The sequence below is a fragment of the Enterobacter cloacae subsp. cloacae ATCC 13047 genome, from assembly GCF_000025565.1.
In the GTDB taxonomy this organism is placed as follows: Bacteria; Pseudomonadota; Gammaproteobacteria; order Enterobacterales; family Enterobacteriaceae; genus Enterobacter; species Enterobacter cloacae.
Genome location: NC_014121.1, coordinates 166,473 through 191,669 on the forward strand (window position 1 = coordinate 166,473; position 25,197 = coordinate 191,669).

Below are 25,197 nucleotides of genomic sequence, written 5' to 3' on the forward strand. Positions count from 1 at the left end.
TTTAGTTGTCGCGAGTTTGTTTCTGAGTTGTGATTTAATTCACAAAAAAATTTTATGCGGATTTCTCCGGCTGTGATCGGCGGCAAATTCTGCCTGACGAATGAGCGTCACGATGGTTCTGGGCAACACGCAAAGCTAAAAAACCACTTTTCATGTGTGGTATGGCGAAAAGCGAAAACGTGGATTACGCTCATAATGTAAGGTTAAGTATATTATTATTCAGGATATATTTTGACACGTTTATAAACTTGCATGGAGATATTATAAAAACCGATACTCCCCGGCTCTGAAATAACCAGTCTACCTTTTATGTTTAAAAATAAATTAATTAGGTTGCGTACTGTTTTATTAATTTAATGAGTTGACGTTGTTTAAGTGAGGAGAATATGTTTCTCAACTATTTTGCGCTGGGCGTATTGATTTTTGTTTTTCTGGTTCTGTTTTACGGAATCATCGCCATTCATGACATCCCCTATAACATGGCCAAAAAGCGTAATCATCCCCATGCCGATGCAATCCACACGGCGGGCTGGATTAGCCTGTTTACGCTCCATGCCATCTGGCCGTTCCTGTGGATCTGGGCCACGCTGTACCGGGAAGATCGCGGTTGGGGCATGCAAAACCACATCACCAAACCTGATGAGGTGCCGGGTATGGATGCGCTGGCCAAACGCGTGGCCGAATTAGAACAAAAGCTGGCAGCGGTACAGCCCACTGCTGATACGAAAACGCTGGAGCGCTAATTATGGATCTGTTGATTATTTTGACCTACGTGGCGTTTGCCTGGGCGATTTTTAAAATATTCCGTATTCCGGTCAACCAGTGGACTCTCGCCACCGCCACATTAGGTGGGGTATTTATTGTGGCGGGCCTCATTTTATTAATGAACTATAACCACCCGTATACGTTTACGGCGCAAAAAGCGGTTATTTCCATTCCGATTACGCCGCAGGTGACCGGCGTGGTCAGCGAAGTCACTGATAAAAATAACCAGCTTATTAAAAAAGGCGAAGTGTTATTTAAACTTGATCCGGGCCGCTATCAGGCACGGGTCGACAGACTGCAGGCCGACCTGGTGACCGCGACGCACAATATCGACGTGCTCAAAGCGCAACTGTCGGAAGCAGTAGCCAACACCACGCGCGTGTCCGCCGAGCGGGACCGTCTGTATAAAGATTACCAGCGCTATCTCAAAGGCAGCCAGGCGAAGGTAAACCCGTTCTCTGAAAGCGATATCGACAACGCGCGGCAGAACTATCTGGCTCAGGACGCGCTGGTAAAAGGTTCAGTGGCGGAACAGACGCAGATCAAAAGCCAGTTAGACAGCATGGTGAACGGCGAACAGTCGCAGATTGCCTCTTTACGCGCCCAACTGGCCGAAGCCAAATACAACCTGGATCAGACCGTGGTACGTGCGCCGAGCAATGGCTACATCACCCAGGTGCTGATTCGCCCGGGGACGTATGCCGCCGCGCTGCCGCTGCGCCCGGTCATGGTCTTTATTCCTGAACAGAAACGCCAGATTGTGGCTCAGTTCCGTCAGAACTCGCTGCTGCGTCTGAAGCCGGGCGATGAAGCGGAAGTGGTGTTTAACGCCCTGCCGGGGCAGGTCTTCTCCGGCAAGCTCACCAGCATTCTGCCGGTGGTGCCAGGGGGCTCATATCAGGCGCAGGGGGCACTGCAATCGCTAACGGTAACACCGGGAACGGATGGCGTGCAGGCGCTGATAGAACTGGAGCCTAACGCCGACGTTGATGCGTTGCCGGACGGTATTTACGCGCAGGTGGCGGTCTATTCCGACCATTTCGCGCACGTCTCGGTGATGCGTAAAGTCCTGCTGCGCATGACCAGCTGGATGCACTATCTCTATCTTGATCATTAATCCTCGCCGGGCAGGAATGCGACATGCATACCTGCCCTTTTTTCAGTGCTTGATCCATACTGACTTTTTCTGGCATCAAGGATCAGGCAATGAAACTCATCGGCAGCTACACCAGTCCCTTCGTGCGAAAGATCTCGATTCTCCTGCTGGAGAAAGGGATTGAATTTGAATTCGTTAATGAACAGCCCTACAACGCCGAAAACGGCGTTGCGCAGTACAACCCGCTGGGGAAAGTCCCGGCGCTGGTAACGGACGAGGGCGAATACTGGTTTGATTCCCCGATTATCGCTGAGTACATCGAGCTGCTCGGCGTTGCACCAGCCATGTTACCGGCAGATCCGAAGGCGGCCCTGGCAGTGAAGCAAATTGAAGCGCTGGCCGATGGCATCATGGATGCGGCGTTAACTTCCGTGCGCGAGCAGGCAAGGCCCGTTGCTCAGCAGTCGGAAACGGAGCTGCTGCGCCAGCGTGAGAAAATCAGCCGCAGCCTGGACAGGTGCGAGCAGCTCATCCAGGAGGGCAAAATAGCAACGGATAGCCTGAATCTGGCGACGATCGCTATCGCCTGCGCCATTGGTTATCTCAACTTTCGTCGCGTCTCCCCTGGCTGGTGCGTCGACCGTCCGCTGCTGGTGAAGCTCGCCGAAACGCTCTTCCAGCGCGAGAGCTTCGCCCGTACCGAACCGCCAAAGGCTTGACGCGGGTTATAACACTTCGCGTCAGGAGGCGGTACAATCCCTTCACATGTTAACTCCCTCTCCCGTCGGGAGGGGGGATGATATTTACTCGCCAGGCGCTTTCATGACTACTCATCACTCCCTGTACAGCCAGATCCCCGCTACCGACCGACTCCTTCGTGAACCCCTTATTCATTCCGCTGTCGAGCGGTTCGGTCATACCGCGACGGTTGAGATGTTACGTCTGCTTCAGGACGAGGCCCGGCGCCATATTCAGGCAGAAAATGCCTTGCCCGGCTGGTGCGTGGCGTGGGAGCAGGAGCTGGAACAGAGGCTGGTTGATAAAGGGCAAAGCGCGTTGCGCCCGGTGATTAACCTGACGGGGACAGTCCTGCATACCAATCTCGGGCGTGCGCAGCAGGCGGAAGAGGCGGTAGATGCCGTAACGCAGGCCATGCGTTCGCCTGTCACGCTGGAGTACGATCTCGACGGTGCAGGACGCGGTCATCGTGATCGGGCCCTGGCGGATCTGCTTTGCCAGCTCACCGGTGCTGAAGATGCCTGCATTGTGAATAACAACGCGGCGGCGGTCCTGTTGATGCTGGCAGCGACCGCCAGCGGCAAAGAGGTGGTCGTCTCGCGCGGCGAACTGGTGGAGATTGGCGGCGCGTTTCGCATCCCGGACGTGATGCGCCAGGCGGGCTGTACCCTGCATGAGGTGGGTACCACTAACCGGACCCATGCGAAAGATTACCGTGCGGCGGTTAATGAAAACACCGCCCTGCTGATGAAGGTCCACACCAGTAATTATCATATCGAAGGGTTCACTAAAGCCGTTGAAGAGGCCGAGCTGGCGGCGATAGGCCAGGAGCTGAATGTGCCGGTCGTTGCCGATCTCGGCAGCGGCTCGCTGGTGGATCTGAGCCAGTATGGTCTGCCGAAAGAGCCGATGGTGCAGGAGATGATTGCGGCGGGCGTTAGCCTGGTCAGTTTTTCCGGTGATAAGCTGCTGGGCGGGCCGCAGGCCGGGATCATCGTCGGTAAGCGTGAATTGATTGCGAAACTGCAGCAGCATCCGCTGAAGCGCGCCCTGCGTGCCGATAAAATGACGCTTGCCGCGCTGGACGCGACGCTGCGGCTCTATCTCCACCCGGAGAAACTGGCGGAACGCCTGCCAACGCTGCGTCTGTTAACGCGTGATGCCGCCTCGATTCGCGCGCAGGCCGAGTTACTGTTGCCGAATGTCGCGTCGCATTACGCCGATTTCGACGTGCGCATTGAGTCCTGCCAGTCGCAAATTGGCAGTGGCTCGTTACCGGTGGATCGGCTGCCCAGCGCGGCCCTGACCTTCACCCCGCGCGATGGCCGCGGCAGCAGGCTTGATGCGCTCTCTACGCGCTGGCGTGCTCTGCCTACGCCGGTTATCGGGCGAATTTACGATGGCCGAATGTGGCTGGATCTACGCTGTCTTGAAGATGAAGAGCGATTTCTGGAGATGCTGTTGAAATGATTATTGCCACCGCCGGTCATGTTGACCACGGAAAAACCACTTTGTTGCAGGCCATCACGGGCGTGAATGCCGATCGCCTGCCGGAAGAGAAAAAGCGCGGTATGACCATCGATCTGGGTTATGCCTACTGGCCGCAGCCCGATGGCCGCGTGCTGGGCTTTATTGACGTCCCCGGACACGAAAAGTTTCTTTCCAACATGCTGGCGGGGGTCGGTGGTATTGACCATGCCCTGCTGGTGGTGGCCTGTGATGACGGCGTTATGGCGCAAACGCGTGAACACCTGGCGATCCTGCAGTTGACGGGCAACCCACAGCTAACCGTGGCGCTGACCAAAGCCGATCGTGTGGACGCGACGCGTATTAACGAGGTGCGCGAGGCGGTGCAGGCCACGTTGCGCGAATATGGCTTTACCGATGCTGCGCTGTTTGAAACAGTCGCCACAGAAGGGCGCGGGATCGACGCACTTCGCCACCATTTGCAGCAGCTTTCGTCGCGGGAACATGCCAGCCATCATCGCTTTCGTCTGGCCATCGACAGGGCGTTTACCGTTAAAGGTGCGGGTCTGGTGGTGACCGGTACTGCCCTGAGTGGGGAAGTGAAGGTGGGCGATACCGTATGGCTGACGGGTATTAACAAGCCGATGCGGGTGCGCGGGTTGCATGCACAAAACCAGCCCGTTGATCATGCCCATGCCGGGCAGCGTATCGCCCTCAATATTGCCGGCGATGCGGAGAAAGCGCAGCTAAACCGCGGCGACTGGCTGCTGTCTGAGGCGCCGCCAGAACCGTCTGAGCGGGTGATTGTCTCCCTGCAGACGCATATCCCGCTCAGCCAGTGGCAGCCGCTGCATATCCACCATGCGGCCAGCCATATCACCGGGCGCGTGTCGCTGCTGGAAAACGATCTCGCTGAACTGGTTTTCGATACGCCACTCTGGCTGGCAGATAATGACCGTCTGGTGCTGCGTGATATCTCGGCGCGAGAAACGCTGGCCGGGGCGCGGGTGGTGACGCTCAACCCGCCGCGTCGCGGGAAGCGTAAACCGGAGTATTTGCAGTGGCTGTCGGCACTGGCGCAGGCCAGTAACGACAAGGCTGCGCTGGAGGTGCATCTTGAACGCGGTGCGGTGAACCTGACCGACTTCGCCTGGGCACGACAGCTCAGCAACGAAGGCCTCCTCCCGCTGACCCAGCAGCCGGGATTTATCCAGGCCGGTAATAACCTGCTGAACGCGCCGGTTGCGGCGTGCTGGCAGCGAAAAGTGTTAAACACGCTTGCCACCTACCATGAACAGCATCAGGATGAACCTGGCCCGGGGCGCGAGCGCCTGCGTCGTATGGCGCTGCCAATGGAAGACGATGCGCTGGTGCTGTTGCTGATAGAAAACATGCGTGAAAGCGGCGTGATCAAAAGCCACCACGGCTGGCTGCATCTGCCGGATCACAAAGCCGGGTTCACCGCAGAGCAAGAGGCAATCTGGCAAAAAGCGGCCCCTCTGTTTGGCGATGAGCCCTGGTGGGTTCGCGATCTCGCCCGTGAAACGAATACCGACGAGCAGGTGATGCGCCAGGTATTGCGCCATGCCGCGCAGCAGGGGCTCATCGTTGCGATCGTGAAAGATCGTTATTACCGCAACGATCGTATCGTCGCGTTTGCCAGCCTGATCCGCGAACTGGATCAGGCGCGAGGCTCCACCTGTGCGGCTGATTTCCGCGATCGTCTGAACGTGGGGCGAAAGCTTGCCATTCAGATCCTGGAATATTTCAACCGCATCGGTTTTACCCGCCGTCGCGGTAACGACCATTTATTACGGGATTCGTTGCTCTTTCCAGAAACAGCGTGACCCCTGTCGTAAACAACACTCCCGGCTGGCGATAAAATCACCAGCCGGTACTACCCTTGTTGTACACCAACAGCAAGGAGACGGTCATGACAAACAATCCTCCCTCTTCACGCATTCAGCCAGGCGAGTACGGTTTCCCTCTCAAGCTAAAACCCCGTTATGACAACTTTATTGGCGGCGACTGGGTGGCACCCGTCGACGGCGAATACTATTCCAACCTGACTCCCGTCACCGGCCAGCCGCTGTGCGAGATAGCCAGCTCAGGCAAGCGCGATATCGATCTGGCGCTGGATGCGGCGCATAAAGCCAAAGATAAATGGGGACAGACTTCCGTGCAGGACAGGGCGGCGATCCTGTTCAAAATTGCCGACCGGATGGAGCAAAATCTTGAGCTGCTGGCGACGGCAGAAACCTGGGATAACGGCAAGCCGATCCGTGAAACGATGGCGGCCGATGTGCCGCTGGCGATTGACCACTTTCGCTATTTTGCCTCCTGTATTCGTGCTCAGGAGGGGGGAATCAGTGAAGTCGATAGCGACACCGTGGCGTATCACTTCCACGAACCGCTGGGCGTGGTGGGGCAGATTATCCCGTGGAACTTCCCGTTGCTGATGGCGAGCTGGAAAATGGCGCCCGCGCTGGCGGCCGGGAACTGCATTGTGCTGAAACCGGCCCGCTTAACGCCGCTTTCAGTACTGCTGCTGATGGACATTATCGGTGACCTGCTGCCCCCGGGGGTGATTAACGTGGTCAACGGGGCCGGGGGGGAGATTGGGGAATATCTGGCGACCTCAAAACGCATCGCCAAAGTGGCGTTTACCGGCTCGACGGAAGTGGGTCAGCAGATCATGCAGTACGCCACCCAGAACATCATTCCGGTGACGCTGGAGCTGGGCGGAAAATCCCCAAACATCTTCTTCGAGGACGTAATGGCGGAAGAGGACGCCTTCTTCGATAAAGCGCTGGAAGGGTTTGCGCTGTTTGCCTTTAACCAGGGCGAAGTCTGCACCTGTCCAAGCCGCGCGCTGGTGCAGGAGTCCATCTATGAGCGCTTTATGGAACGGGCCATTCGCCGCGTGGAGTCGATCCGTAGCGGTAACCCGCTAGATAACGTGACGCAGATGGGCGCGCAGGTGTCGCATGGACAGCTGGAAACCATCCTCAATTACATTGATATCGGCAAAAAAGAAGGGGCGGATGTCCTCACCGGTGGACGCCGTAAAGTGCTCGGCGGCGATCTGCAGGAAGGGTATTACCTTGAGCCGACCATTCTGTCTGGCAAAAACAATATGCGCGTTTTCCAGGAGGAAATTTTTGGACCGGTGCTGGCCGTGACCACCTTCAAAACGCTGGAGGAGGCGCTGGAGATTGCCAACGATACGCCGTATGGCCTGGGGGCGGGCGTCTGGAGCCGCAACGGCAATCTGGCGTATAAAATGGGCCGGGGGATCCAGGCCGGACGCGTATGGACCAACTGTTATCACGCCTACCCGGCGCACGCGGCCTTTGGGGGCTATAAGCAGTCAGGCATCGGGCGTGAAACGCACAAGATGATGCTGGAGCATTATCAGCAGACGAAATGCCTGCTGGTCAGCTACTCCGATAAACCGCTGGGGCTGTTCTAGTCATCCAGCTCAGGCCGTCCGTGGGCGGCCTGAGCTATTTGCTGGCGAAGATTATTCAGGACGCCATCCAGAACATATTGCACGCGCCATGGCTGGTATTCACGCTTGCGGAAGATGGCCGTCAGATCCAGCCACCACTCTTCCTGATGCGGGAAGCAGGGAACCAGTGAACCGTTTTTTAACTCTTTTCTCAGGCTCTCTTTCGGCGCAAAGACGATACCGAGATTATTCCTCGCCAGCTCCAGGGCAGTTTGCGTATTGTCGGAAATATAATTCCCGGTAACCCGGTAATCCTGTACATCATCACTGCCATGAACGCGGAACCGCCAGATGTTAGCATCATCCACCAGCATGGAGTCGATTAAAATACAGGAATGATGAATTAAATCTTCCGGGCCGTTTAACGGGTGCTGATTTAAATACTCTTCGGTCGCGAAGGCGGTAACGGAATATTGGGTTAATACACTTGCGACCAGACTTTCATCTTTCGGCTGAGCATAGGTAATTAAAATATCGCAGTCATCCGGAAAGGTCACCCCCTCAGAAAATTCATTGCGATCCAGATTGTATGTTTTCAGCGAAATACGAATATCGCCAATATCTTTTATCTGGTGGATCACATGACGAGAGAGATAGGTCACGATGCCTGTCGGGGCGTAAATCGTCACCTTTCCACGCTTTTCATGCTTATAATCGGCAATAAAATTAATAAGCTGACTATTTTTATCCAGCGTGGCGTTCACGTAAGGAAGCAAGGCCTCACCAAACTGCGTTAGCGCAAGCTGACGGGTGGTGCGCTCAAAGACCTTGAGACCGACTCGTGTTTCAAAATCAGAGAGATATTTACTGACGTTGGCCTGTGCCATGCCCAGCAGGGCAGCGGCGTCACCAATGCTGTGGGTAGCGGCGATGACGGAAATTATTTTTAATTCACGGGGTTTTAGTTGTAATTTATTCATCATGCCCACCCATCTATATGATTTTATATATAATATTATATAAACAGCGGCGTTGCATACGCAAATTTGTAACCATTATTATTCGCCTCGCTTGTTCGGCGTTTAAATGGATTACATGGAATGACTATTAAAAACAATTTACTCATCGCTGCCACGTTATTTGCGACCTCATCCGCAATGGCCGGTGACTTTTCACTTGGCGCGGGGGCTGTATTTAATGAGTCACCTTATAAAGGGTATAATGAAAATACCACCGCGGTTCCGTTAATTAGCTATGAAGGTGACCGATTCTATGTGCGCCAGACCACAGGTGGATGGATCCTGTGGAAAGACGAAAAAAATGAATTTAGCCTGACCGCGTCGTGGATGCCGCTGCATTTTGATCCCGACGATAACGACGACCCTCAGATGAAACATCTGGATGAGCGTAAAGCGTCTGCTTTCCTGGGTGGCGCCTATTACCGCCATGAAAACTGGGGCTCGCTGAAAGTGGCCGTTTCCGGCGATGCGATGGATGAAAGCGGTGGCGTAGTCGGTGAGATTTCGTACTTCCGCCCCATCCGCATGGAACGCCTCACGCTGACGCCATCTGTGGGCATTTTCTACAGTGACGAGAGCTATAACGACTACTACTACGGGGTTTCCGGCAGCGAGTCTCGCCGCTCAGGTCTCAATGAATACGCCGCAGGTGACAGCTGGACGCCATACGTGGGTCTGGCGGCAAAATATCAGTTAACCCAGAACCTGTTCCTTAACGCCAGCGCGGTTTATACCGTATTGCCTGACGACGTGAAGAACAGCCCGATGATCGACCGCGACGACAGCTTCGCGCTGATGACCGGGCTGAGCTGGCGCTTCTGATGCTGTAAAGCCGGGTGGCGGCTTCGCCTTACCCGGCGTTGTGATAGCGCCTGTATTTTGATCTGCAATTTACCTGTTCCGCCTTTCTTTTTGCGTTGCTCCTTCCTGTTCAGACAAAACCCGGCTGCGTTTGTATTTCCTTTCGTCTATTGTCATCTGCACCAGTAGCGATGGTGTGTATGATGTGTATAATCATGGAAGGATTGGAATGTGAAAAGTGCGGATGTCATTACTGTTCTGGTTAGGCATGGCTGGAAATGTGTAAGAACGAAAGGAAGCCATCATCAGTTTCGCCACCCAGTACATGCGGGGTTGGTGACCGTTCCACATCCCAAAAAGGACATAAAACCCGGCACCCTCGCGCAAATCTGGCGGCAGGCGGGAATCAAACACTGATATCAGGAGTAGTTATGTTTTATCCGGCTTACATTCATTCTGATCCCGACGGTAGCGCCAGCGGTTTTTTTCCTGACGTTCCTGGTTGTTTTTTTGCCGGCAATTCTCTGGATGATGCTTTTCAGGATGCACGTGATGCACTGACAGCTCACTTCGAAGCGCTATTTGAAATGGATGAAGAGTTACCTCTCCCTGGCAATGTTGAAGCACATCTTGAAGCCACACCGGGTGATTTTATCGGCGGACAATGGTTGCTTGTAGATATCAATATGAAGCAATTCGACGGTAAGGCCGAGCGTATCAATATCACCCTGCCTCGTCGATTGCTGGTGAAAATTGATTCTTTTGTGAATGAGCATCCGCAGTTTAGTAACCGAAGCGCTTTTCTTGCTGAGGCAGCGCGTCGCGTGCTGCCTTAACGATCCCTCTCCCGTGGGAGAGGGTTGGGGTGAGGGCATCAGGCCGCAGATATTCAGTCCTCATCCACCCAAATGCGCATTTCCCCTTCTCCCCGGTTAGCCCAGCTAAACCACGGAATAAAGGTCAACGTTTTGGGTTGACGTTGCACCGCAGGACGGTCGTATTGCCATAACGCCTCCGATCCCGCTTCTGCGGCGTCATGCGTGACACCTTCCGCCTGAATCAGCATCTTATGAGCGAAAATTCCTTTACCCTCGAAAACCCGGAATTCACTGTCGGCAGGCAGGGCAAGATTATGCAGGTTGGCGCCATTGTCGGCTTCTTCCAGGCAGTAGACCAGCGGACCGCGCTGCAGCGCGACCTTTCCGGCCTGCTGACGAACCTGTGGGTGACCGTACACGCGGCGGACCGGCATCGGTAAGGTTAGCGTGAGCGTATCGCCCTCCTGCCAGCGACGGGTGAGGTGAAGATAGCCCCGTGATACCTCGCCCGTCATGCCTTCTCCATTCAGCGACACGTGAGGATTTGCGCACCAGTCCGGCAGTCGCAGGGCCAGGGTGTGCGTCACCGGTACGGGCGAGGCGATCTCAATGTTGACCTCTTCCTGCCACGGATAATTACCGCTGATCCGCAGCTTAAGCGTCTCATCGCCCACCGGGATGGTGACCTCATTCCCTACGTAGAGATTAATGAAAAGCGCATCCGGGCGAACGGTGTAAATGTAATGCCCCAGCGACGTCAGCACGCGGGCGATATTCGGCGGGCAACAGGCGCAGCCGAACCAGCGCTGACGAACCGGTTTGACATGGTCATAGATGTGGTTAAAGGCCAGCGTCCTGGGGTGCACTTCCAGCGGGTTAACATAGAAGAAATGTTTACCGTCCAGCGCCATGCCGCCCAGCACCGTGTTGTACAGGGCGCGCTCCATCACGTCGGCGTAGCGGCTATCCGCTTCCATCTCCAGCATCCGACGGGCAAACATCATCAGGCCAATCGAGGCGCAGCTTTCGGCATACACCGTATCGTTGGGCAGATCGTAATCGCTGCTGAAGGCTTCACCGCTACTTTGCGAACCAATCCCGCCGGTAATGTACAGCTGGCGCTGCGCCATGTTGCTCCACAGGCGTAAGCAGTCCTGACGTTTTGCGTCGTCTTTGCTCAGACGAGCCAGGTGTGCCATACCCGCCATCAGGTAGACAAAACGCACCGCATGGCCAATCGCTGTTTGTTGTTCAGCAAGCGGTTGATGCGCCTGGCTGTAAGCTTTGTCCTTGACCATCCATGCCGGGCCGTAGGTGTGCCAGTACGATGTTCTGCCGCGCTTCTCGTATTCGATATCATAGAAGTGAGGCTGCGTACCGCGCGCCTCGATGAAGTATTTCACCAGGTTCAGGTAGCGTGGCTCCTCAGTAACGTCGTACAGCCGCATCAGGGCCAGCTCGATTTCCGGGTGTCCCGGATAGCCGTGAAGCTGGCCTTCCCGGGGGCCGAAAACGGTGTCGATATGATCTGCCAGTTTACACACCACCTCCAGCAGTCGGCGTTTTCCGGTGCCCTGAAAATACGCCACGCCAGCTTCGATCATATGCCCGGCGCAGTAAAGCTCGTGGCACTCGGCCAGATTTGTCCAGCGTTCGTCGGGCGCTTTGACGGTGAAGTACGTATTGAGATAACCATCTTCACACTGCGCCGCGGCGATCAGTTCAATCACCTCATCGGCGGTTTTTTCCAGTTCAGCATCGGGTTTCTGACACAGCGACCACGCCACGGCTTCCAGCCATTTCGCCACGTCACTGTCCTGAAATACCATGCCGTAGAACTCACCTTCTTCAAGACCTGCCGCAATGCGGAAGTTGGTGATGGCATGACTGGGCTCGGCTTCTGCCACGCGATCGTTGAGCGCATCCCACTGATAGGGGATGACCACATCACGCACCAGCCGCTGATACTGGCCAAGAAACGGATCGTTGATTTTCAGGTTATGCAGGTCGGCTTCCATTATGGACATCACGTTCTCCTCAGGACGGTACATGACGCTGGCGCAAATCGGTGGCAATGCGCGACATCATCGGATTGTTGAGTCTGCACCAGCGGATTGAGACCGCCAGCAGCAGGTGGAAAAGGGCAGGGAGCAGCGTCTCCATGGCGGTAATGCCCTGCAGCGAGGCGGGCGTCTGGTTACCCGCTCCCGGCTGATAGGCGACGGCGATAAACACCAGGCTGATGATCCCGGCGCTGGAGGCCCACGCCAGCTTGATGAAAAACAGGTTGAAGGCGAAGTTCATGCCCGACGATCGCACGCCGGTCTTCCACTCGCCGTAGTCGTCGGCAAAAGCCATCAGCGAGAAGTGCAGCGGCAGGGTAAAGCCCAGGATGACGCCGTTACTCAGAATTACGATCAGCCAGAGCGTCTGATGCGCCGGGCCGCCGGGCAGGAACCACATGCCAGCCGCGATCGCGGCGAGCACCAGGTTGGTGTAGTAGTAGAGTTTGACCGTATCAACACGGCGAGAGAGGGGGCTGACGATCACCGCCCCGAGGATCGCTGCGAAGGTCACCATGGTGAAAAACAGCGAGGTGTAGGCGGTACTGCCCTGAAGCACATAGGTGATGAAGTACATGTATCCGCCGCCACGGATATTGAAGACGTTGATCAGCAAAAACGACATCACCAGCATCAGCAGCAGCTGGTCATTTTTACGCAGCCCTGCCAGGTGTTCGCGCAGGGTGAATTTACCCATCAGCGCCAGTGGGACGCGTTCACGGACCCAGAAGAAGCAGCAGAGAAACATCACCACGGCGAGGGTGCACAGGACGCCAACGCCCAGCTGATAACCCCGGGCGGCGTTGCCTTGCCCCAGCGCTGCCACCAGCCACGGCAGGCCGACGGAGACCAAAAATCCCGCAACGCCGCACAGCACAAAGCGCCATGACTGGCAGGAAATAACCTCGCTGTGGCGGGTGGTCATGGTGTTGATCAGCGCGCAGTAGGGCACGTTGATGGCGGTATAGCCGACGGACAGCAGCAGGTAGGTGCCGAATGCCCACGCAATTTTCACGCCCATGCTGGCTTCAGGTACGGTGAAGGTTAGCACCCCGATGATGCCAATAGGGAATGCCACCCACAGCTGCCAGGGACGAAAGCGCCCCCATCGGCTTTGGGTGCGGTCGGCAATAAACAGCGTGCCGACAAGCGCCGGGGTCAGGCCAAAAATATCGGTATAGAAAAAGGTCAGGAAATTCATTATCAGGCAGGTAATGACCGTGCCGCCCGCGTCGCCCAGGCCGTAGCCAATTTTCTCGCGAACGGACAAACGTTCTTCTCTCACCCGTTGTGCAACGTCAGACTCGGTAATCGGTGTGGAAGTCATGAGATAACTCCTCGGTAATCGATTTTTATCGTATTTGTGCAAGGTACCTCATTCATTCTGCACTGAACGCAAAGGGCAACAAGGGAAGGGAAAAGTATAAAAAGATGACGATTCCGACCTGATGAAGAAAGTGTGAGTTTGATCGGGCAGCTATAATGTTAATTGTTAATAATCAATGGATAAGTCAATTAAATGCGGCAATAAAAGCGGAATGGTGAATATCCATGCTCGAATTATCCATAGTGCTTCCGATTAAAGTGCAAAACGGCGGATTGTTTATTTCGCGGGGCGTGGGTCGCCACCCGGCGCGTAAATTAACGTCGTGGGAAATCATTTTCGTCGAAAAGGGGACATTAACGATCCAGGAGGAGAACCGTCTTTTTGAGGTGAAGGCGGGGGAGAGTTTATTGCTCTGGCCGAAGCGGCGGCATGTGGGTACAGAAGATTTTCCGGCCGATCTGCGATTTTACTGGCTGCATTTTGAGGTGAAACCTGGGCCTTCCGCTTTGCCGGAGGCTTCTCCGCTGACCATTGAACAACATTGCTGCGTGAGGGATGTCCCGTCGGTGATTGCGCTTTTTCGCCAGTTCCTCAGCGAGCAGGAAAAATTACAGCGCAGCGTGGCGCTGGAAATGCTTTTACTACTGATTTTGCAGAAAATATCCCTCTCAGCAGGGTATGAGGACCGCCCCGATGAGGCCGGTGCAGCACTGGCCTGGAAGGCAAAACAGCTTATTCGCACGCAGTTTCATTTACCGCTCTCCACCTCGCTGCTGGCAAAATCGCTGCACTGTAATGCCGATTACCTGGGGCGCGTGTTTCGTCGGACATTTCATTTAACCCTGACGGAGGCGATTCATCGCCAGCGCGTCAGGGCGGCAGAAAAAATGCTGCTGAATGACTCAGCGTCATTAACGGAAGTGGCCACCCGCTGCGGTTTTAACGACGTGGGGTATTTCCGGCAGATATTTTCGAAGCATACCGGGTTAACGCCCGCCGTCTGGAAACGGCGGTACTGTAAAGAACACATTAATTCCGGTTGATCACTGCCCGTAATAGGCATGCGCACCGTGCTTACGCAGATAATGTTTGTCGAGCAGTTCCTGCTGCATAACCGGAAGCTGCGGCGCAAGCTGGCGCGAAAACAGGCCCATGTACGCGCACTCTTCCAGCACCACGGCGTTGTGTACCGCATCGGCGGCATCTTTACCCCAGGCAAACGGTCCGTGGGAGTGCACCAGCACTGCCGGGATCTGCATGGGGCTGATGTCGCGCTCTTCAAAGGTTTTGATGATCACTTCACCGGTCTGATACTCGTAGTCTCCTGCGATCTCCGCCGTGGTCATCCGCCGCGTGCAGGGGATCGCGCCGTAGAAGTAGTCCGCGTGCGTCGTGCCCCATGCGGGCAGATCCTGACCTGCCTGAGACCAGATGGTGGCATGGCGGGAATGGGTATGGACGATGCCGCCAATTTCCGGGTAGCGACGGTACAGCGCAAGATGGGTAGGCGTGTCTGACGACGGTTTCATGCTGCCCTCGACCACCTCACCGGTGGCGATATTCACCACCACCATATCATCCGCCGTCATCACGTCATACTCCACGCCGGACGGTTTGATCACCATCAGACCGCTGTCGCGATCCACCGCGCTGACGTTACCCCAGGTGAAGGTCACCAGCTGGTGGGCGGGCAGTGCCAGGTTGGCTGCCAGCACCTCGGCTTTGAGTTGTTCTAACATGTCATGCCTCCTTCCTGCATACGGGCTTCAATCCAGCGGCGCGCCTGGATAATCTCCAGCACCGGCTCTTTTGCTTTTTCGGTCCACATTTCAATCAGAAACGCGCCGCGGTAGTTCAGCTTATTGAGCGTATTAAACACGCCAACGAAATCGACGCAGCCCTCGCCAAACGGCACGTCGCGGAACTGTCCTGGGCTTTGTGCCGTGACGGGCTGGGTATCTTTCAGGTGAATTGCCGCGATGCGGTCAATGCCCAGCGTCAGTTCGGCGGCCACATTGTTACCCCACGCGCTGAGGTTGCCGACATCCGGGTAAACGCTAAACCACGGCGAGGCCAGCATCTCGTCCCACTTTTTCCATTTGCTGATGGAGTTCATAAACGCGGTGTCCATGATCTCAACGGCCACCATCACCTGCGCGGCGGCGGCCTGCTCGACCGCCCATGCCAGCCCTTCGGCGAAGCGTTGCCGGGTGCCTTCATCATGCTCTTCGTAATACACGTCATACCCGGCCAGCTGGATGGTGCGAATACCCAAATCACGCGCCAGTTTAATGGCGCTGGACATGATCTCGCGGGCGCGGGCGCGCACGGTTTCATCCCGACTGCCAAACGGGAAGCGGCGGTGGGCAGACAGGCACATGGAGGGGATCGACACACCGGTCTCCAGCATCGCTTCCACCAGCGATGCACGCTGTGTGGTGCTCCACGCCAGGCGCGACAGGCGTTCGTCCGTTTCATCTACCGACATTTCAACAAAATCAAAGCCACAGCTTTTTGCCAGCACCAGGCGCTCCGGCCAGGTGAGGGATTTCGGCAGCGCTTTTTCGTAAATACCTAACGGATGCTGACGCATGATTACGCTCCCCAGATGTCACGGATTTGCGAATGGAAGGCCTCGGCCACCTGCGGTGGATTGGCAGCGTCTGCCAGTGCGCGACCGGCGATAAAGGCTTTGACGTTGATCTGCTTAAACAGCGGCAGGTCGGCCGGGGTGATGCCGCCGGTGACGGAAAGCTGCAAACCGATGTCGGAGAGCGCTTTCATTCGGGCGAGATCTGCCTCACCCCACTGCTGGCCGCTGGCCTGCGCGTCGCGTCCCCGATGGTAGATGGCCTGCTTCACGCCGATGCGGTGCCAGGCGCGGGCATCGTCCAGCGTCCAGTAGCCAAACAGCTCCATCTGAATTTCCCCACCGCAGCGCAGCGCCACTGCGTGACCTTTTTCAACCGTGGCCAGCGGCGCAGCGCAGATGATGGTCATCCAGTTCGCGCCTGCGCCAAACGCCTGCTCTGCCAGCGTTTCTCCGGCATCGGCCACCTTCCAGTCCGCCACGAGGGTTTTCCCTGGACACTGCTCGCGCAGCGCACGCACGGCGTTAAGCCCTTCGGTCAGACATAAAATGGTGCCCGCTTCGATAATATCGACGTGATCGGAAAGCCTGGCGACATCGCGCTGGGCAGCCTGAAGTGAGGTGTGGTCGAGCGCCAGCTGCAGTAATGGTCGGCTCATAGGTCGTGCTCCTTAACACGGGCGTGATAACCCTGTAGTGCTGAAATCAGTAACTGGTAGCGCTGATACTTGCGCTGATAGGCCGCATGGGCGTGCATGTCGGGTTCAATGACCCGAATGTCGTGTCTGAGCGCGTGCTGCGCTGCGTAAAAATCGGGATAAACGCCGGTGCCGACCAGGGCGGCCAGCGCCGCGCCGGAACAGCCAGTCTCTTCCACCTGCGGGAGCGCAATTGCCAGACCGCTGACATCCGCCAGCATCTGCATCCATACGTCAGAGTGGGTCGGGCCGCCGGTGACGCGCAGTGCCTGTACGTAGGTAAAGCGTTCGAGCATGCGGTTTAGATGGGTCATATGGCTGAACACCACGCCTTCGTAAACTGCCTGTAAAAGATGCGCGCGAGTATGCAGCGCCTGCATGCCGTAGAAACCGCTCGTCATCTCCAGCCCGGCGTTGCTGCCATAGAGAAACGGCAGAAATAACAGATCGCTTTCGGCTTTCGGCAGGCTGGCCACGGCGCGGTTGATCTCACTGAAAGACATTTCTCCCCACTGGGCGGTCAACCACTCAAGGTTGCCGGAAGAGGTGGGGCTGGCTTCGTGGACGATGTACTGCTGCGGGTGGACGTAACGCCCATAGACATAGGGATGCGGTTCGTTGTCCCGAAGCGCATTGGCAATCCCGCTGGTGACGGCCCAGGTGCCCATGACGGCGTTCAGCGTATGTTCGTCGTGCAGTCCGGCACAGATCGCGGTGGAAACCACATCAAACAGCCCACCAACGACGGGGGTTCCCGTCGCGAGACCGGTAAGTGCGGCAGCCTGAGCGGTGATTTCCCCGCAGATTTCTGCTGAACCGACAACGGGTGGCAGAGCGTTGTCGATTTCACTGATACCCAGCCAGCGCGTGAGCTGCGGATCGTACTGGCCGGTGTTCATGTTGTAGAGATTGGATTCAGAGATGTTGCTCTCTTCGCAGCCTTTTACGCCGGTGAGGCACCAGCGCAGGTAGTCGTGTGCCATCATCACGCAGCCAATCTGCTGATAGCGTTGTGGCTCATTCTCTTTGACCCAGCGCAGAAGAGAGGCCGGATGCCCGGTCCAGAGTGTCTGTCGTGTATGCGGATAGAGTTTTTCGGGAATACCGTCCTGCTGCCAGCGCTGCACGATGTCCAGTGCCCGACGGTCTGAGGAGAGCATCGCATTGCCCAGAGGACGATCCTGTTTATCGAGAAGAAACAGCCCCTTGCCCTGCGCTGAAATACCCACGCCTTTGATCTGCTCGCCGCTAACCCGGGCGTTGTTGAGCAGAAGAGCGACGGTGGTGTGACACTGCTGCCACAGCTGGTTCATGTCCCGCTCCGCATAGCCTGCTCGCGGGCTGAGCGTGGCAACCGTGCGGCGTTCAATACAGACCTCTTTGCCCTCGCGGGTATATAAACCGGCTTTCAGATAAGTACCGCCACAATCGATACCCAGCCAGAAGGGTTCTTTTTCACTCATCTTTGACTCACTCGTCTTGCTCCCTCTCCCCGTGGGAGAGGGCGGTGGTTCTCGTCTTGCTCCCTCTCCCTGTGGGAGAGGACTGGGGTTCTCGTCTTGCTCCCTCTCCCTGTGGGAGAGGGCTGGGGTGAGGGCATCAGGCCGCACGCTTATGCGAGTTCACCGTAGGGTTAGGCTCCGCACCAGCATCGCACTTCGCCGGTAGAAGCAGGGCCAGCAGAGAGGCCAGTGCCAGTGACACCGCCAGGCAGTAAACGCCCGCATCTTTGCTGTACAAGGTGATCAGCACGCCGACCGCATAAGGGCCACAGAACCCGCCGAGGTTACCCAGGGCGTTAATCACACCCCGCGCACCGCCTGCCATCTCCGCGCTGAACAGGCGTGCCGGAATGGTCCAGAACACGCCCGCCGCCGACTGCAGGAAGAACCCACACCCCACCAGTGCGGCGTAGGCCAGCCAGGTATGCTCTTTCAGCGCCACGGAGAGGAACATGCAGAGCGCAAAACCAATCAGCGGCAGGGAGACAAACAGTTTGCGCTTACCGGTACGGTCAGAGAGCGAAGAGAAGAGGAACATACCCGCAATGGCCCCGATATAAGGCAGGATCGCGAGCACGCCTACCTGGCCGATGCTGGTGTGCGTGAGCTCTTTGAGAATGGTGGGTAGCCAGAGGGTGTAACCGTAAATGCCGGTCTGGTAGAAGAAGTTCAGGGCAATCAGCTGCCACATGGTTTTGTCGGACAGCACCGCGCTCAGCGAGGCGTTTTTCACCTCTTTACCGGCAATGGCCTGCTGTTCTGCGGCCAGGGTTTTGACCAGATAATTTTTTTCCGCTTCAGAAATCCAGCGTGCTTCCTGCGGGCGGTCGTACACCGTGAAGGCCCACAGCACCAGCACAACGATGGACATCAGCCCTTCAATGATGAACAGCCAGCGCCAGTCGAGTGCGGTAATAATCCAGCCCGACAGGGGCGCGGTGATGATCCCGGCAATGGGGACGAACATAATTACAATCGCATTGGCACGACCGCGTTCAGCGTCAGGGAACCAGTTACTGATCATCGTCAGCACAACCGGCAGCATCCCGCCTTCTGCTACCCCGAGTAAAAAACGCAGCACCAGCAGTTGATACTGGCTGGTGACGAGCCCGGTCAGGACCGAAATCACCGCCCAGGCGACCAGCGACCAGCCGATAAATTTCTTCCCGCTGCCATGAACGGCAATCTTGCCGCCAGGCACCTGCAAAAACAGATAACCAATAAAGAAGATCCCACCCGCCAGGCCTGCCATGGTGGCAGAAATACCTAACTCTTCATCCATACCGCCGGGCATGGCAAAAGCAATATTCACACGGTCCATATAAGAAATAATGCAGGCGATAAGAATCGGGGGAATAATTCTTAGCCAGCGCTGGCGCGGAATGTCCGCATGTAGAGCTTGAGTAGACGTATTCATATTTAATATCTCAGTGTAGGTAACCGGAATAAGATTTTTTTATTGTTATTGCGTTGCTTTTTTCATTTGGCTAATGCCGTCGCGCAAAATAGCGATGCGATGGCTGATATCAGCATTAGCATTTATTTCCAGTAATTTAATACCGGAAAATTTCAATGTTGCGGCGCTCGCCGCAGTAAAGAGTGCTTTTGCATGTTCAGTGGTCATCAAACTGTCGGCACAGTACGATGAAAACGGTGCGTGCAGATCCTGCCATTCACCGTACTCTCCGCGGATGGTGGTGCCGGAGAACATCAGCGCGGCCAGTTTTCCGGCCTGAAGGGCGGTCTGAACGTGCTCAACCGGAAGCGTGGTGTTGCGCCCTTCAATGGCTGAGCGCGCCCAGTTAATACAGATGCTGATATCCGTCTCTTTTATCACCTCCAGCACCTGCTCTAAGGGTAAAAATCCCTTACGCGGTGCGGGACCGGTCATGGCATCGCAGTGTTCAAGCACCAGATCGCAGGACCAGTCCCAGCCCGCGATTTCACGAATGGAACGGGCGAACGCCTCGATAGCCTGCTCGACTGAAGCATTGCCCGCCTGCGGTGCGGCCTGCATTTCCAGAGCGATCACCTTTCCAGGAAAACGGGCGTTAACGGCAGCAATTTTCTGGCACAGATGGCGGTAAAATTCGACGCTGGCTTTACGCTGATCTTCATCAGCGGAGGCCAGGCCAAACGCACCGTTTGTGCCGCGGCGGCGCATGGTTTCCATCACGGCGGTCACCACGATTTGCCATTCACCCGGCGTATGGCGGAACAGCCATTCATCCCCATATGGATGGAGATGTTCAAGGCAGGGTTGTTCCAGCCCGCGAATGTGTGGCGTGTCAGAAAGTTCCCGCCAGAAGGTTTGTTCTTCTTGTTCCCCTTTCTGGTGAAACGAGGGTGCGCAGGGGTACGCACCAATAATAAAACCGGTATTGGTCATTTCGCGTTCCTGTATTTATACCCGTCATACTTCAAGTTGCATGTGCGTTGGCTGCGCTCGTTCACCCCAGTCACTTACTTATGTAAGCTCCTGGAGATTCACTCTCTTGCCGCCTTCCTGCAACTCGAATTATTTAGGGTATATCAGAAAATTAATCTAATTCGCTGAGTGCCACTTTCACTACAATTTTACGAATTGCGGTTTCCTTGTTTTTAATACAGGCAGGACGGTGTACATCCTGCGGGAAAAATATGGCATAACTGCCAGGTACCATTTCAATGAACGATTCATTTTCACTGTTGTGATAAAAAATAATATCCCGTTGTTCCAGTAATGATTCGCTGATGTTGTTATTGCCGGTATCGATAGCAATACCGATTTTTTCTTCACCCCACGCCAGAAATTGAATATCAAGATAGTGGCGATGCACTTCGGGGCGATTCTCATGCGGCTCTTTGGTGGTCAGGTCGAGGATCTGGGCAAAGAGGTTGCGCCCCTCAATTTCAACGACACCCGGCTTTAGCATGCTGAAATCCGTGGTACGCAGAAAATCTAATGCTTTTTCAATCGCCCGCGGCAGGCGACACGGATTTGGCTGTGAAATATGTCCGAATATCATGGCCCACTCCTTACAGCGCCTGGATTTTCGCCCACACGCTGTCGTCAATGGTGATGCCGTTGCGGCGGTTCTCTTCAAGCAGTCGCGTAAATTCATGCCCCGGCAGACGGACAGCGACGTTTTCGTCTGCCCGCTCGGCGGTGGTGATGAAGTCCATAATACGCTGCAGTTTGGCATCGCGGGTTGGGCCGTCGATCAGGCGGTCGACCTCGATGGCGATAAAGATCTGCGACACGCCATACTCGTCGCTGTTGTCCTGGGTAACTTCCGCCACGGAGGAGCCGTTAGAGAGCAGGGTGGCGATCATGTCGAGCACAATCGATAAGCCGGAACCTTTCCAGTAGCCCATCGGCAGAATACGGCGATTTTTCTCAATCACGCCAGGCTCTTTGGTCAGATTGCCCTCGTCGTCGAATCCGCCGTCGACCGGTAACGTGCGTCCGGCCAGTCGGTTCACTTCCAGCATGCCGTAGGAGAACATTGACATCGACATATCGACCATGGTGATTGGGGAGGAGGGGATCGCCACGATCAGCGGGTTGGTGCCGATGCAACATTCTTTTGACCCCCACGCGGGCATGACCGCAATAGAGTTGGTCCAGCAGATCCCGATGTAGCCCTTCTCTGCGGCTTGCCAGCCGTAGCTCCCTCCGCGCATCCAGTGGTTAGCGTTACGCAGCGCAACCAGACCGATACCGTGATCGGAGGCCAGTTCGGTGGCGCGATCCATCATTTTTTTCGCCGTCAGGTTACCGATGGCGCGTTGGGCATCCCACTGTTCGATGGCCCCTAATGTGGTCACCCGTTTTGGCTGGGCATCAGGAATGATGTCGCCCGCGTCCAGTTGCTGAATAAAACGCGGGAAGCGGTTCACACCGTGGGAATAGACGCCAGATTCCGTGGTGCGGGCAAACATCTCCGCGCAGGCATCCGCCGTTTCTGCTTTTACACCGCGATCGAGCAGAACCCGATTGAACGCTGCTTTCAACTCTTCGAATGTCACTTTCATCCCTGTTCTCCTGTTCTTCGTAGGGGCAAGTGCGAGTGCTTTTTTATCGCTAAATTTCACTATACGAAATCTGATTTCAAATATAGCGATCAAATTTTGCCAGATCAACGACATTCATGATTTTCAAAATCGATTAAAATCAACTGGTTGTGTTTTTTCTGTTGAGATCGTGAACTGAACCACACTTTGCGCTACCATCAGGGCGCGATAAAAAGGAGCCATGGGATGAGCATGAAAGAGAGCGACATGACGCAAGAAAAAGAGAGGCCAGCAGGTAGCCAGAGCTTGTTTCGCGGTCTGATGCTGATTGAGATCCTCAGTAACTATCCGAACGGCTGTCCTCTGGCCCATTTATCGGAACTGGCCGGGCTGAATAAGAGCACCGTGCACCGGTTACTGCAGGGATTGCAGTCGTGCGGGTACGTCACCCCGGCACCGGCGGCGGGCAGCTATCGCCTGACCACCAAATTTATCGCCGTCGGGCAAAAGGCGCTGTCGTCGCTGAATATCATCCACGTGGCTGCTCCGCATCTTGAGTCGCTGAATATCGCCACCGGCGAGACGGTGAACTTCTCCAGCCGCGAAGACGATCACGCGATCCTGATTTATAAGCTTGAGCCGACCACCGGTATGCTGCGCACGCGCGCCTATATCGGCCAGCACATGCCGCTTTACTGCTCGGCAATGGGCAAGATCTACATGGCATTCGGTCACCAGGACTATGTGGCGAGCTACTGGGAAAGCCACCAGGATCAGATCCAGCCGCTGACCCGCAACACCATCACTGAACTGAGCGCGATGTATGACGAGCTGGCGGAAATCCGCGAGCACAGCATGGCGATGGATAAAGAAGAGAACGAGCTGGGGGTCTCCTGTATCGCGGTGCCGGTGTTTGATATTCATGGCCGCGTGCCGTATGCGATCTCAATTTCGCTGTCGACCTCCCGCATGAAGCAGATTGGCGAAAAAAATCTGCTTACTCCTCTGCGTGAAACGGCGGACGCGATCTCCAGAGAGCTGGGTTTTAACGTGCGCGAGGGATAACAGATGAACCGGTTCATCATGGCGGATTCGGCAAAATGCATCGGCTGTCGCACCTGCGAAGTGGCGTGTGTCGTGTCGCATCAGGACGCCATCTCAACAGACGCCTTTACGCCCCGCATTCGGGTAGTCAAAGGGGACGCTTTCACCACGGCGGTGGGTTGCCATCAGTGTGAAGATGCCCCTTGCGCGAATGTCTGTCCAACGCAGGCGATTCGCCGTGGCGAGGGAGCCTGGCAGGTTGAGCAGGCGCGGTGTATTGGGTGTAAACGCTGTATGGTGGCGTGCCCGTTTGGGGCGATGCAGGTGCAGTGGGCAGGAGATACGCTTCAGGCGCTGAAATGCGATTTATGCGCGCATCGCGCGGACGGACCGGCCTGTGTGGAAGCCTGTCCGACCCACGCGCTGAGCTGTGTCGATCCCGCCAGATTACGCACCGAGCGGTTGCGTCATCTGGCGTAGGTTCTTACTGGACGTCTTCGCGCCAGGCGAATTCGATCTCTTCGGCGAGAATTTTCACCCCGGCTTCGATTTTTTCCGGATCGGGCACGTAGTTCATGCGCATACATTGATGCGTATGCGGCCACGGCTTGTCCAGCCCCGGGAAGAAGTAATCACCCGGCACCATCAATACGCCTCGCTTCTTCAGGCGCTGGTAAAGCAGCTCGGTGGTGATCGGCAGATCTTTAAACCACAACCACAGGAAAATCGCCCCTTCAGGTTTGTGGATCAGGCAGCGTTCTTCCGGTAAATAGCGGCGAAGTATGGCAATCGTCTCCTGAACGCGCTGATAATAGAACGGCTTAATCACGTCATTAGACAGGCGCAGCAGATCGTTGCGTTTAATCATTTCGCACATCATCGCCGGGCCAATACCGCCAGGAGAAAGGCTGATAATGCCGTTCATGTTGGTAATGGCGGTGATGATTTTTTCATTGGCGACGATGATCCCGCAGCGGCTGCCCGGCAGGCCGAGCTTGGAGAGGCTCATACACAGGACGATGTTCGGGTTCCACAGCGGACGTGCTTCGCTGAAGATAATGCCCGGGAACGGCACGCCATAGGCGTTATCGATCACCAGCGGGATGCCATGCTGATTTGCCAGCGCATCCAGTTTCATCAGCTCGTCGTCGGTGATGACGTTGCCCGTTGGGTTGGTTGGACGTGATACGCAGATCATGCCCGTCTCTTCACCAATGTGCAGATGTTCAAAATCGACGTGGTATTTGAACTGACCTTCCGGCAGCAGCTCAATGTTCGGGCGCGCGGAGACGAACAGATCCTCTTCCAGACCGGAATCGGCGTAGCCGATATACTCCGGTGCCAGCGGGAACAATACTTTTTTGGTGGTGCCGTCGGCGCGACGTCCTGCGAAAAGGTTAAACAAGTAGAAAAACGCGCTCTGACTGCCGTTTGTCAGTGCAATATTCTGCGGTTCGATATCCCAACCCAGCTCTTCACGCAGCATGTCGGCGAGGAGTTTCAGCAGTTCGGTTTTACCCTGAGGGCCATCGTAATTGCAAAGCGCATCGGTTGCTTTGCCGTTTTCCAGCATCTGAGCGAGCAGCGTCTGGAAATAGGTATTCATCTCCGGGATTTGAGCCGGGTTTCCGCCGCCGAGCATGATGGCGCCCGGTGTGCGCAGCCCGTCGTTGAGGTCCTCCATCAGGCGGGTAATGCCTGAATGGCGGGTAAATTTGTCGCCGAAAAGTGAAAACGTCATAGCAGGTGATCTGTCGAGCTTGTTTTGAAAGTGGGTAACCATAACGCTAGCACCGTGCGGGTGCAAATCGGCTGGTGTGGT

The 25,197-nt window shown here is 55.8% G+C and carries 24 protein-coding genes; 12 read left to right on the forward strand and 12 right to left on the reverse strand.

Annotated elements, in window-relative coordinates; all coding sequences use genetic code 11:
- Window positions 1–386 precede the first annotated feature (386 nt).
- The 6 genes from ECL_RS00825 to exaC all read left to right on the forward strand — a co-directional run bounded on the left by ECL_RS00825 (window position 387) and on the right by exaC (window position 7,538).
- Complete coding sequence (locus ECL_RS00825) at window positions 387–743, forward strand: DUF3302 domain-containing protein (RefSeq protein ID WP_013094935.1); 357 nt, start codon at window positions 387–389, stop codon at window positions 741–743.
- A 2-nt stretch (window positions 744–745) separates the two neighbouring features.
- The gene (locus ECL_RS00830) at window positions 746–1,882 is read left to right on the forward strand and encodes an HlyD family secretion protein (protein ID WP_013094936.1); all 1,137 of its coding nucleotides are present in this window, start codon (window positions 746–748) and stop codon (window positions 1,880–1,882) included.
- An 89-nt stretch (window positions 1,883–1,971) separates the two neighbouring features.
- Window positions 1,972–2,580, forward strand: a complete 609-nt coding sequence (locus ECL_RS00835) for a glutathione S-transferase (protein WP_013094937.1) — start codon at window positions 1,972–1,974, stop codon at window positions 2,578–2,580.
- Window positions 2,581–2,683: 103 nt separating this feature from the next.
- The gene (gene selA, locus ECL_RS00840; protein ID WP_013094938.1) at window positions 2,684–4,069 is read left to right on the forward strand and encodes an L-seryl-tRNA(Sec) selenium transferase; all 1,386 of its coding nucleotides are present in this window, start codon (window positions 2,684–2,686) and stop codon (window positions 4,067–4,069) included.
- Window positions 4,066–5,913: a selenocysteine-specific translation elongation factor gene (gene selB / locus ECL_RS00845; RefSeq protein WP_013094939.1), complete on the forward strand. Its 1,848-nt coding sequence runs from the start codon at window positions 4,066–4,068 to the stop codon at window positions 5,911–5,913. The genes selA and selB overlap by 4 nt, the downstream gene beginning before the upstream one ends.
- Before the next feature lie 86 nt (window positions 5,914–5,999).
- Window positions 6,000–7,538, forward strand: coding sequence for an acetaldehyde dehydrogenase ExaC (gene exaC, locus ECL_RS00850; protein WP_013094940.1), 1,539 nt, complete (start codon window positions 6,000–6,002; stop codon window positions 7,536–7,538).
- On the opposite strand, the gene ECL_RS00855 is transcribed toward exaC, so the two are convergent.
- Complete coding sequence (locus tag ECL_RS00855; RefSeq protein ID WP_013094941.1) at window positions 7,535–8,500, reverse strand: LysR family transcriptional regulator; 966 nt, start codon at window positions 8,498–8,500, stop codon at window positions 7,535–7,537. The genes exaC and ECL_RS00855 overlap by 4 nt on opposite strands.
- A gap of 117 nt (window positions 8,501–8,617) precedes the next feature.
- Between ECL_RS00855 and ECL_RS00860 the strand changes: the two genes are divergently transcribed.
- The 3 genes from ECL_RS00860 to ECL_RS00870 all read left to right on the forward strand — a co-directional run bounded on the left by ECL_RS00860 (window position 8,618) and on the right by ECL_RS00870 (window position 10,173).
- Window positions 8,618–9,358, forward strand: coding sequence for a MipA/OmpV family protein (locus tag ECL_RS00860; protein ID WP_013094942.1), 741 nt, complete (start codon window positions 8,618–8,620; stop codon window positions 9,356–9,358).
- Window positions 9,359–9,568: 210 nt separating this feature from the next.
- Entirely contained in the window at window positions 9,569–9,754 is a 186-nt protein-coding gene (locus tag ECL_RS00865; RefSeq protein WP_071843252.1) for a type II toxin-antitoxin system HicA family toxin, read from the forward strand.
- A 14-nt stretch (window positions 9,755–9,768) separates the two neighbouring features.
- Complete coding sequence (locus ECL_RS00870) at window positions 9,769–10,173, forward strand: type II toxin-antitoxin system HicB family antitoxin (protein WP_013094943.1); 405 nt, start codon at window positions 9,769–9,771, stop codon at window positions 10,171–10,173.
- A gap of 53 nt (window positions 10,174–10,226) precedes the next feature.
- Here the strand turns inward: ECL_RS00870 and ECL_RS00875 are convergent, their stop codons facing one another.
- Together ECL_RS00875 and ECL_RS00880 are read right to left on the reverse strand one after the other, a co-directional pair.
- Entirely contained in the window at window positions 10,227–12,182 is a 1,956-nt protein-coding gene (locus ECL_RS00875; protein ID WP_013094944.1) for a glycoside hydrolase family 127 protein, read from the reverse strand.
- 10 nt (window positions 12,183–12,192) lie between these two features.
- On the reverse strand, window positions 12,193–13,545 hold the full coding sequence (locus tag ECL_RS00880; protein WP_013094945.1) for an MFS transporter: 1,353 nt from the start codon (window positions 13,543–13,545) through the stop codon (window positions 12,193–12,195).
- Between the two features lie 224 nt (window positions 13,546–13,769).
- Between ECL_RS00880 and ECL_RS00885 the strand changes: the two genes are divergently transcribed.
- Window positions 13,770–14,588, forward strand: coding sequence for a helix-turn-helix domain-containing protein (locus tag ECL_RS00885; protein ID WP_013094946.1), 819 nt, complete (start codon window positions 13,770–13,772; stop codon window positions 14,586–14,588).
- Here the strand turns inward: ECL_RS00885 and araD are convergent, their stop codons facing one another.
- The 8 genes from araD to yiaK form a co-directional block, all read right to left on the reverse strand.
- On the reverse strand, window positions 14,589–15,284 hold the full coding sequence (araD, locus tag ECL_RS00890; protein WP_013094947.1) for an L-ribulose-5-phosphate 4-epimerase: 696 nt from the start codon (window positions 15,282–15,284) through the stop codon (window positions 14,589–14,591).
- Window positions 15,278–16,138 carry an L-ribulose-5-phosphate 3-epimerase gene (locus tag ECL_RS00895; protein WP_013094948.1) on the reverse strand — a complete coding sequence of 287 codons (861 nt, stop codon included), beginning with the start codon at window positions 16,136–16,138 and terminating at the stop codon, window positions 15,278–15,280. The genes araD and ECL_RS00895 overlap by 7 nt, the downstream gene beginning before the upstream one ends.
- A gap of 2 nt (window positions 16,139–16,140) precedes the next feature.
- Entirely contained in the window at window positions 16,141–16,794 is a 654-nt protein-coding gene (gene ulaD, locus ECL_RS00900; RefSeq protein ID WP_013094949.1) for a 3-keto-L-gulonate-6-phosphate decarboxylase UlaD, read from the reverse strand.
- Window positions 16,791–18,296, reverse strand: coding sequence for an FGGY-family carbohydrate kinase (locus tag ECL_RS00905; RefSeq protein ID WP_013094950.1), 1,506 nt, complete (start codon window positions 18,294–18,296; stop codon window positions 16,791–16,793). The genes ulaD and ECL_RS00905 overlap by 4 nt, the downstream gene beginning before the upstream one ends.
- Before the next feature lie 136 nt (window positions 18,297–18,432).
- Complete coding sequence (locus ECL_RS00910) at window positions 18,433–19,752, reverse strand: MFS transporter (RefSeq protein ID WP_013094951.1); 1,320 nt, start codon at window positions 19,750–19,752, stop codon at window positions 18,433–18,435.
- 45 nt (window positions 19,753–19,797) lie between these two features.
- A complete protein-coding gene (locus ECL_RS00915; protein WP_013094952.1) occupies window positions 19,798–20,724 on the reverse strand; it encodes a DUF4862 family protein in 927 nt (308 codons plus the stop codon).
- 151 nt (window positions 20,725–20,875) lie between these two features.
- On the reverse strand, window positions 20,876–21,343 hold the full coding sequence (locus tag ECL_RS00920; RefSeq protein ID WP_013094953.1) for a YhcH/YjgK/YiaL family protein: 468 nt from the start codon (window positions 21,341–21,343) through the stop codon (window positions 20,876–20,878).
- A gap of 10 nt (window positions 21,344–21,353) precedes the next feature.
- Entirely contained in the window at window positions 21,354–22,352 is a 999-nt protein-coding gene (yiaK, locus tag ECL_RS00925; RefSeq protein ID WP_013094954.1) for a 3-dehydro-L-gulonate 2-dehydrogenase, read from the reverse strand.
- Between the two features lie 225 nt (window positions 22,353–22,577).
- On the opposite strand from yiaK, the gene yiaJ reads away from it, so the two are divergent.
- Together yiaJ and ECL_RS00935 are read left to right on the forward strand one after the other, a co-directional pair.
- The gene (gene yiaJ / locus ECL_RS00930; protein ID WP_013094955.1) at window positions 22,578–23,396 is read left to right on the forward strand and encodes an IclR family transcriptional regulator YiaJ; all 819 of its coding nucleotides are present in this window, start codon (window positions 22,578–22,580) and stop codon (window positions 23,394–23,396) included.
- A gap of 3 nt (window positions 23,397–23,399) precedes the next feature.
- Entirely contained in the window at window positions 23,400–23,855 is a 456-nt protein-coding gene (locus ECL_RS00935) for a 4Fe-4S dicluster domain-containing protein (protein ID WP_013094956.1), read from the forward strand.
- A gap of 4 nt (window positions 23,856–23,859) precedes the next feature.
- On the opposite strand, the gene avtA is transcribed toward ECL_RS00935, so the two are convergent.
- Window positions 23,860–25,116, reverse strand: a complete 1,257-nt coding sequence (avtA, locus tag ECL_RS00940; protein WP_013094957.1) for a valine--pyruvate transaminase — start codon at window positions 25,114–25,116, stop codon at window positions 23,860–23,862.
- Window positions 25,117–25,197: the final 81 nt, after the last annotated feature.

Bases quoted from the DNA above. Each gene is read 5' to 3' on its own strand.
- ECL_RS00835 (WP_013094937.1), top strand. From the start codon at position 1,972: ATGAAACTCATCGGCAGCTACACCAGTCCCTTCGTGCGAAAGATCTCG.
- ECL_RS00855 (WP_013094941.1), bottom strand. From the start codon at position 8,500: ATGATGAATAAATTACAACTAAAACCCCGTGAATTAAAAATAATTTCC.
- yiaK (WP_013094954.1), bottom strand. From the start codon at position 22,352: ATGAAAGTGACATTCGAAGAGTTGAAAGCAGCGTTCAATCGGGTTCTG.
- ECL_RS00870 (WP_013094943.1), top strand. From the start codon at position 9,769: ATGTTTTATCCGGCTTACATTCATTCTGATCCCGACGGTAGCGCCAGC.
- selB (WP_013094939.1), top strand. From the start codon at position 4,066: ATGATTATTGCCACCGCCGGTCATGTTGACCACGGAAAAACCACTTTG.
- ECL_RS00895 (WP_013094948.1), bottom strand. From the start codon at position 16,138: ATGCGTCAGCATCCGTTAGGTATTTACGAAAAAGCGCTGCCGAAATCC.
- selA (WP_013094938.1), top strand. From the start codon at position 2,684: ATGACTACTCATCACTCCCTGTACAGCCAGATCCCCGCTACCGACCGA.
- ECL_RS00920 (WP_013094953.1), bottom strand. From the start codon at position 21,343: ATGATATTCGGACATATTTCACAGCCAAATCCGTGTCGCCTGCCGCGG.
- ECL_RS00825 (WP_013094935.1), top strand. From the start codon at position 387: ATGTTTCTCAACTATTTTGCGCTGGGCGTATTGATTTTTGTTTTTCTG.
- ECL_RS00935 (WP_013094956.1), top strand. From the start codon at position 23,400: ATGAACCGGTTCATCATGGCGGATTCGGCAAAATGCATCGGCTGTCGC.
- ECL_RS00830 (WP_013094936.1), top strand. From the start codon at position 746: ATGGATCTGTTGATTATTTTGACCTACGTGGCGTTTGCCTGGGCGATT.
- yiaJ (WP_013094955.1), top strand. From the start codon at position 22,578: ATGAGCATGAAAGAGAGCGACATGACGCAAGAAAAAGAGAGGCCAGCA.
- ECL_RS00915 (WP_013094952.1), bottom strand. From the start codon at position 20,724: ATGACCAATACCGGTTTTATTATTGGTGCGTACCCCTGCGCACCCTCG.
- ECL_RS00885 (WP_013094946.1), top strand. From the start codon at position 13,770: ATGCTCGAATTATCCATAGTGCTTCCGATTAAAGTGCAAAACGGCGGA.
- araD (WP_013094947.1), bottom strand. From the start codon at position 15,284: ATGTTAGAACAACTCAAAGCCGAGGTGCTGGCAGCCAACCTGGCACTG.
- ECL_RS00875 (WP_013094944.1), bottom strand. From the start codon at position 12,182: ATGTCCATAATGGAAGCCGACCTGCATAACCTGAAAATCAACGATCCG.
- ulaD (WP_013094949.1), bottom strand. From the start codon at position 16,794: ATGAGCCGACCATTACTGCAGCTGGCGCTCGACCACACCTCACTTCAG.
- avtA (WP_013094957.1), bottom strand. From the start codon at position 25,116: ATGACGTTTTCACTTTTCGGCGACAAATTTACCCGCCATTCAGGCATT.
- ECL_RS00910 (WP_013094951.1), bottom strand. From the start codon at position 19,752: ATGAATACGTCTACTCAAGCTCTACATGCGGACATTCCGCGCCAGCGC.
- exaC (WP_013094940.1), top strand. From the start codon at position 6,000: ATGACAAACAATCCTCCCTCTTCACGCATTCAGCCAGGCGAGTACGGT.
- ECL_RS00880 (WP_013094945.1), bottom strand. From the start codon at position 13,545: ATGACTTCCACACCGATTACCGAGTCTGACGTTGCACAACGGGTGAGA.
- ECL_RS00905 (WP_013094950.1), bottom strand. From the start codon at position 18,296: ATGAGTGAAAAAGAACCCTTCTGGCTGGGTATCGATTGTGGCGGTACT.
- ECL_RS00860 (WP_013094942.1), top strand. From the start codon at position 8,618: ATGACTATTAAAAACAATTTACTCATCGCTGCCACGTTATTTGCGACC.